General features: G+C 68.8%; 6 protein-coding genes. 1 reads left to right on the forward strand and 5 read right to left on the reverse strand.

What is annotated here, in order from left to right; genetic code table 11:
• From IJ15_RS0107915 to IJ15_RS0107935, 5 genes are all read right to left on the reverse strand, one after another.
• Nucleotides 1-2,324 (reverse strand): acyl-CoA dehydrogenase (locus IJ15_RS0107915; RefSeq protein WP_156112052.1); only part of this gene is annotated, 2,324 nt, incomplete at its 3' end.
• Nucleotides 2,325-2,337: 13 nt separating this feature from the next.
• Entirely contained in the window at nucleotides 2,338-3,207 is an 870-nt protein-coding gene (locus IJ15_RS0107920) for an SDR family oxidoreductase (RefSeq protein ID WP_031937800.1), read from the reverse strand.
• 38 nt (nucleotides 3,208-3,245) lie between these two features.
• Entirely contained in the window at nucleotides 3,246-4,109 is an 864-nt protein-coding gene (locus tag IJ15_RS0107925; RefSeq protein ID WP_031937801.1) for a MaoC/PaaZ C-terminal domain-containing protein, read from the reverse strand.
• Nucleotides 4,110-4,116: 7 nt separating this feature from the next.
• The gene (locus tag IJ15_RS0107930; protein WP_031937802.1) at nucleotides 4,117-4,548 is read right to left on the reverse strand and encodes a type II toxin-antitoxin system Rv0910 family toxin; all 432 of its coding nucleotides are present in this window, start codon (nucleotides 4,546-4,548) and stop codon (nucleotides 4,117-4,119) included.
• 33 nt (nucleotides 4,549-4,581) lie between these two features.
• Nucleotides 4,582-5,772, reverse strand: coding sequence for a lipid-transfer protein (locus IJ15_RS0107935; protein WP_031937803.1), 1,191 nt, complete (start codon nucleotides 5,770-5,772; stop codon nucleotides 4,582-4,584).
• A 101-nt stretch (nucleotides 5,773-5,873) separates the two neighbouring features.
• Here IJ15_RS0107935 and IJ15_RS0107940 point away from each other — a divergent pair, with 101 nt between their 5' ends.
• Nucleotides 5,874-6,533: a TetR/AcrR family transcriptional regulator gene (locus IJ15_RS0107940; protein WP_031937804.1), complete on the forward strand. Its 660-nt coding sequence runs from the start codon at nucleotides 5,874-5,876 to the stop codon at nucleotides 6,531-6,533.
• The last annotated feature ends 11 nt before the right edge of the window (nucleotides 6,534-6,544 follow it).

A 6,544-nucleotide genomic window follows, 5' to 3' on the forward strand; every position in this document is an offset into this window, starting at 1 on the left:
GCGTCGCCCTGCCCGGTCCGGAACTGTTCTTCGCGGAGGTGCACCTGTTCGGCGGGCCGGCGCCCGTCCGCCGCTTCCTCCCCGAGCTGATCGACCTGATCTGGAACCGAACGATCGACCCGGGCACCGCGTGCGAGCCCGAGCATGCGTTCGCCGATCACGTTGAGCTGCACCTCGGTGGTGCCGCCGTAGATCGTCGTCGCGCGGCCCGCGATGAGCTGTTCCATCGCCTTGTCGCTCGGCTGCCCGGGTACCGCCACCACTCCCGCCGGACCCAGCTCGGCCACCACGAACTCCGAGATCGCCTGCCCCAGGCCCATACCCAGCAACTTGCCGACCGACGACGTCGTACTCACGTCCGCACCGGAGAGCTGTTTCAGTACCACCCGCGCGCCGATCAGGTCGATCGCCTGACTCTCGGCGATCAGCTCACCGAAGCGGTAGCGGCCCACCGGTCCCAGTTGACGGCCGTACACGAAAGCGAGCAGATCCTTGTCGCTCGCGTACGCCTCCATCTTCTGGCTCAGCGCCACCCGCTCGCCGGCGAGCGTGGTCCGGGCGACACGCCAACCATCGTTCAGGTCGCCGACGACGTTCTCGTCCGGGACGAACACGTCGTCGAGGAACACCTCGTTGAACAGCGCCGAGCCGGTCATCTCCCGCAGCGGCCGCACCGTCACACCGGGTGTGGACATGTCGAGCACGAAGTACGTGATGCCCTCGTGCTTCGGTCTGGACGGGTCAGTGCGCGCGATGAGCATCGCCCAGTCCGCGAACTGCGCGACGGTGGTCCAGATCTTCTGGCCGGTGATCTTCCAGCCGCCGTCCACCTTCTCGGCCTTGGTTGTCAGCGACGCCAGGTCGGATCCGGCGCCCGGTTCGGAGAACAGTTGGCACCACACCAGGTCGCCGCGCAGGGTGGGCACGGCCAGGTCCTGCTTCTGCTTCTCCGTGCCGTGCGCCACCACGGCCTGCACCGCCCAGCCACCCATCAGCAACTGCGGCAGAGCGATTCCCGCAGCCTTCGCCTCCTGTGCGATCACGATCTGTTCCAGCGGTCCCGCACCGCGCCCGTACGGCTTCGGCAGGTGCGGCTGCACCCAACCGCCGTCCCCGAGCGCGACGAGCCGGTCGTCCTCGTCGTCGATGGCCGCGATCGGCGCGAGATCGGCACGCACTACCGCGCGCACGGCCTCGGCCTCCGGGGGCAGTTCCAACTCCGACTGCCGGATCACACCGGCGAGCGCCTGTTCGGCGACCCGCTCCACCCGCTCCTCACGGGTGCCGAGCACGCCGCGGATCGCGAGGGCCCGGCGGTAGTACAGGTGCGCGTCGTGCTCCCACGTGAAGCCGATACCGCCGTGCACCTGGATGCAGTCCTGCGCCACCTGCACGGCCGCGTCGGGCACGATCACCGCCGCCACCTCGGCCGCGAAATCGGCTGTCGAGTCGTCGGCGTCGAGCGCGGACGCGGCATCCCAGATCGCGGCCCGCGCCTTCTCCAGCGCGATGCCCATGTGTGCGCACCTGTGCTTGACACCCTGGAACTGCCCGATCGGCCGACCGAACTGTACGCGGGTCTTGGCGTACTCGGCCGCCGTCGACACGCACCACGACAGCACGCCCACCGCCTCGGCGCCCAGCACCACCGACACGATGGACCGCACCCGCCGCTCGCCCAGCCCGTCGAGAACGCGGTCGGACCCGACCGTCACCCCGGATGCCTCGACCCGCGCTGACCCACGCAGCACGTCGACGCTGTCCTGCGGTGTGATCGTGAGATCGGCGCCGTCCACGACGATCCAGCGCACCGCATCGCCGACGACGGCCGGTAACAGCAGCACGTCCGCGTGTTCGCCACCGAGCACCGCATCGAGGGTCCCGGAGAGTCGGTACCCCTCCCCCTCCGCGGCCGCCTGCAGCGGGACACCGAGAGCGACTGTCGCGGTGCGTGTCCCGTCGAGCAGACCCGGCAGCACCTCGATTCCGATCTTGGAATCGACCGCTCCGAGCACCGCCGCGGCCGCCGCGGTGGGCACGAACGGACCCGGAGCAACGGTGCGCCCCAGCGCCTCGAGCACTACCGCGAGCGTGAGCAGGCCGGCGCCGTGACCGCCCCGGTCCTCCGACACCGCGAGCCCCAGCAGATCCTGGCCGGCCAGCGCCGACCAGAACGACGGAAACCGGTCCTCGGTCCGCGATTCCACCGCGGCCCGCACCTGATCGGCGGTGATCGTGCGTTCCGCGAAGCCGCGGACCGAATCGGACAGTGCCACATGCTCGTCGCTCAGCCCGAGCCCGAGTTCGTACGCGTTGCGTGCCATGCGCTCGTGCCTCTCAGCCCAGTCGTTCGGCGAGATCGTCGACGGTCCACGGCCCGTCGCTCTCGATGGTCTCCCCGCCGTGCCAGTTGATCAGTTCGGAGATCGCCCCACCCTGCACGGCGTACACCTTGCCGGTGAGCTTGCAGTCCGCCGCGGCGAGGCGGGCCACGAGCGGTGAGATGTTGGCCGGCGCGAAGGCGTCGAACTCGCCCTCCGGGATCTCCGCCGCGAACAGCGCGCCCATACCCGGGGTCGCGAGCGTGAGACGGGTGCGGGCGATCGGCGCGATGGCGTTGACCCGCACCCCGTACCGCTCGAGTTCGTCCGCCGCGACGAGGGTCAGCGCGGCGATACCGGCCTTGGCTGCGCCGTAGTTGCCCTGGCCGGCGTTGGGCATGAAGGTGCCCGACGCCGACGCGGTGTTGATCACCGAGGCCTGCACCGTCTCACCGGCCTTGGACTGTGCCTTCCAGTGGGCGGCCGCGTGGTGCAGCGTCGCGGCGTGCCCCTTGAGGTGCACCGCGATCACGGCGTCCCACTGGCCCTCCTCCATGCCCGCGATGAAGCTGTCGCGCAGGATGCCGGCGTTGTTGACCAGGATGTCGAGGCGGCCGAACTCACGCACGGCCTGCGCGACCAGCGCCTCCGCGCCCGCCCAGTCGGCGACGTTGTCGGTGTTCGCGACGGCTCGACCGTCCGCGGCGACGATCTCGTCCACCACCTGTTGCGCCGGACCGGTGTCCGCACCGGTGCCGTCGTTGGCACCGCCGAGATCGTTGACCACGACCGCGGCGCCCTCCGCCGCGAAGAGCAGTGCGTGCTCGCGGCCGATGCCGCGTCCCGCGCCGGTGACGATCGCGACACGTCCGTCCAGTGTTCCCATCAGTGTTCTCCTCTGTCGCAGAGCCAGTTGTCACACAGTCAATCGGTGATGACGGCGAGGCCGTCCTTGATGACCAGCTCGTCACCGACGGTGGTCTCGTACACATAGGCGGTGGCCCCGGATTCGGACCCCGATGTCCGCAACTGTGTCTCGATGTCCTGTTCCGGCAGAACCGGTTTCGCGAACCGGACCGCGAGCCGCTTCAGCCGCTCGACCTCCCCGTCGGCGAACTCGGTGAGAACCGCCCACGACGTGAAGGCCATCGTGCACAGGCCGTGGTTGATGATGCCCGGCAGACCGGACATGCGGGCGATCTCGTCGTCCAGATGGATCGGCATGGGATCCCCCGACGCCGGCGAGTACCGGAACGTCTGGTCCTTGTCGATGTGCTGCACCACCGACGCCGCGGGAGGCGTGACGCGCAGCGTGTCGTCGAACCGGTGCGCGGGCGCCCGATCCCCGAGGCCCGGACCGGCATCGACCTTGCGGAAGAACGCCGTCATCCACTGCTCGTTCACCAATTCTCCGGTGTCCGAGCGGGTCTCGACGTAGACGACCACGGTGGATCCGTTCTCACGCCCTTCGAACCCGATCGGCTTGGCACGGACCACCAGGATGTCGCCCGGGTAGATCGGCCGGTGGAAGTGGAAGTCCTGCTCGCCGTGCACGAGTTTCATCAGCAGTTCGACGGGCGCCACCGACAGCGCCGCGGGTGCCATCGACGTGAAGGCCGGGACCACCGCGAACACCGGCGGGGCGACCTCGCCACGCCGATGCCGCTCGATGGGGTCGTTCGTGGCCGCCGCGTACTCGGCGATGCGTTCGGCGGTGACCTCGAACCTCTGCTCGTCGGTCCAGGCTCCGAGTCCGGAGGTGTCGAATTCGACGGTGGGCGTGGTCATCGCGCGCCTAGCCGACCAACTCGGCGAACTTCGCAAGCGACGCCTCGAGATCGACGGCCGCGTTCTTGGCGACGGCCTTCCCGATCGGCCCGACGATCATGGTGCCCTTGAAACTCGCGTCGATGACGGCCCTGCTCCCCGATCCGTCGGGCTCGACCCGGAGAGTGAACTCCACCGTGACACCGGCCATTCCGGTGCCCGCGATCCTCACCAGCTTCGGTACCTCGACCTCGGTGACGGTCCACTCGATCTTGTTCGCCATGCCCATCACGGAGACGACCTCGGTGAAGGTGGCGCCCTGGCGAACTTCGGTGGGCAGTTCACTCTTCCAACCCTGATGGATGGTGAGCCACTCCTCCCAGCGGGAGAGGTCGGACAGGGCGTCCCAGGCCCTGTCGGGGGCCGCGGGGAGGGCTGCGGAGACGGAAACGGAAGCCATGACTACTCCTGGAGTGTTGTGGGACGGAAGGATTCAGCGTTCGGCGGGCCGGTATGCGGTGACCACGACCGCACCGCCCAGCCCGATGTTGTGCTGGAGCGCCACCGTGGCGTCGGTGACCTGCCGCCTGTCGGCGGTGCCGCGCAGTTGCCACGTCAGCTCGCTGCACTGCGCCAGCCCGGTCGCGCCGAGCGGATGCCCCTTGGAGATGAGGCCGCCGGACGGGTTGACCACCCAGCGGCCGCCGTACGTGGTGTCATCGGCGTCGACGAGCTTGCCGCCCTCCCCCTCGGCGCACAGTCCGAGCGCCTCGTAGGTGAGCAGTTCGTTCGTGGAGAAGCAGTCGTGCAGTTCGATGACGTCGATGTCGGCGGGGCCGATCCCGGCCTGTTCGTAGACGAGCCCGGCGGCCGTCCGGGTCATGTCGGCGCCGACCAGGCTGATCGCGCTCCGGTCCTCGAACGTGCTCGGCAGGTCGGTGACCATCGCCTGGCCCACGATCTCGACGGCCTGCCCGGCGAGGCCGTGCTTGTCGACGAACGCCTCGCTCGCGACGACGACCGCGCCGGAGCCGTCCGACGTCGGCGAGCACTGCAGCTTGGTGAGCGGGCCGTAGATCGGCTTGGAGGCGAGGACGTCCTCGAGCGTGTACTCGTCCTGGAACTGCGCGTACGGATTGTTGATCGAGTGCCGGTGGTTCTTGACGCCGATCTTCGCGAACTGCTCGGCCGTGGTGCCGTAGCGCTCCATGTGTTCCTTGCCGGCGGCCCCGAACATGTACGGCGCCGGCGGCATCGCGAACTCCTGCAGTTCGGCGAGCGCGAGCAGGTGCCGCATCATCGGCTGCTCGCGGTCGTCGTACGTGGTGCCGAGCGAACCGGTCTGCATCTTCTCGAACCCCAGTGCCAGCGCACAGTCCACCTGACCGCTACGGACCGCCTGAGTCGCGAGGTAGAGCGCCGTCGAACCCGTCGAGCAGTTGTTGTTGACGTTGACGATCGGGATGCCGGTGAGACCCAACTCGTACACCGCGCGCTGACCGGACGTCGACTCGCCGTAGACGTAGCCGACGTACGCCTGCCGGATTTCTCGGTAGTCGATGCCGGCGTCCGCGAGCGCCTTGGTCCCGGCTTCCCGTGCCATGTCGGGGTAGTCCCACTCGCGTGCCCCCGGCTTCTCGAACTTCGTCATTCCCACGCCGACGACGAAAACCCTGTTGCTCATGCGGACTCCCGATTCGGATCAAGTGTGTGTGACACGCTGTCCAACCAAAAGTAAGTGAGACACGTTGTCCAGTCAATGCCCGCTCCACTACTGTTCACCGAATGACGGACGGACGCGCGACCCGGTGGGACGACCACAAGGTGCAGCGTCGCGACCGGATCCTCGAGGCGGCCCTGGCCGCGATCGAGTCCGCCGGGCCGGACGTCGGGGTTCAGCAGATCTGCGAGCGCGCGCAGGTTCCCCGATCGGTGGTCTACCGAATCTTCGCCGACCGCGGTGACCTCGACGAGCAGATCCGGATCCGGATCGTCGACGTCATGATGGCCGACCTGACCCCGGCGCTCACCCCGCACGGCACCGTCCGGGAGACGATCGAACTCGCGGTCGACACGTACGTGAAGTGGATCGTCGAGCATCCCCGCCTGCACGCCTTCCTCAGCAAGGGGTCGCCCAGCCGACGAACCGTCGGCTCACGCGTGGTCACCGGTACCAAGACCGCGATCGGCGTGCAGTTGGGCGCGCTGCTCGCGGGCATCCTCGACCGCCGCGGCCAGGCGTCGGACCTCGCGGAGTCGCTGGCCTTCGCACTCGTGGGCCTCGTCGACGCGACGGTCAACCGCTGGCTGAGCCAGTCCGAGCAGACGGTGTCGAGTGACGAACTCGCGCAGTTCCTCGCGACGTCGATCTGGAGCGTGCTCGAGGGCAATCTGCACCGGATGGGCATCGCCGTGGAACTGTCCACACCGATCTCCGAGCTGTAGCAGCCCGGGAC

The organism is Prescottella defluvii (assembly GCF_000738775.1).
GTDB classification, from domain to species: Bacteria; Actinomycetota; Actinomycetes; order Mycobacteriales; family Mycobacteriaceae; genus Prescottella; species Prescottella defluvii.

What these genes read in the sequence shown, in the direction of transcription:
- IJ15_RS0107920 (WP_031937800.1), bottom strand. Translation starts at nt 3,207, where the DNA reads ATGGGAACACTGGACGGACGTGTCGCGATCGTCACCGGCGCGGGACGC.
- IJ15_RS0107925 (WP_031937801.1), bottom strand. Translation starts at nt 4,109, where the DNA reads ATGACCACGCCCACCGTCGAATTCGACACCTCCGGACTCGGAGCCTGG.
- IJ15_RS0107930 (WP_031937802.1), bottom strand. Translation starts at nt 4,548, where the DNA reads ATGGCTTCCGTTTCCGTCTCCGCAGCCCTCCCCGCGGCCCCCGACAGG.
- IJ15_RS0107935 (WP_031937803.1), bottom strand. Translation starts at nt 5,772, where the DNA reads ATGAGCAACAGGGTTTTCGTCGTCGGCGTGGGAATGACGAAGTTCGAG.
- IJ15_RS0107940 (WP_031937804.1), top strand. Translation starts at nt 5,874, where the DNA reads ATGACGGACGGACGCGCGACCCGGTGGGACGACCACAAGGTGCAGCGT.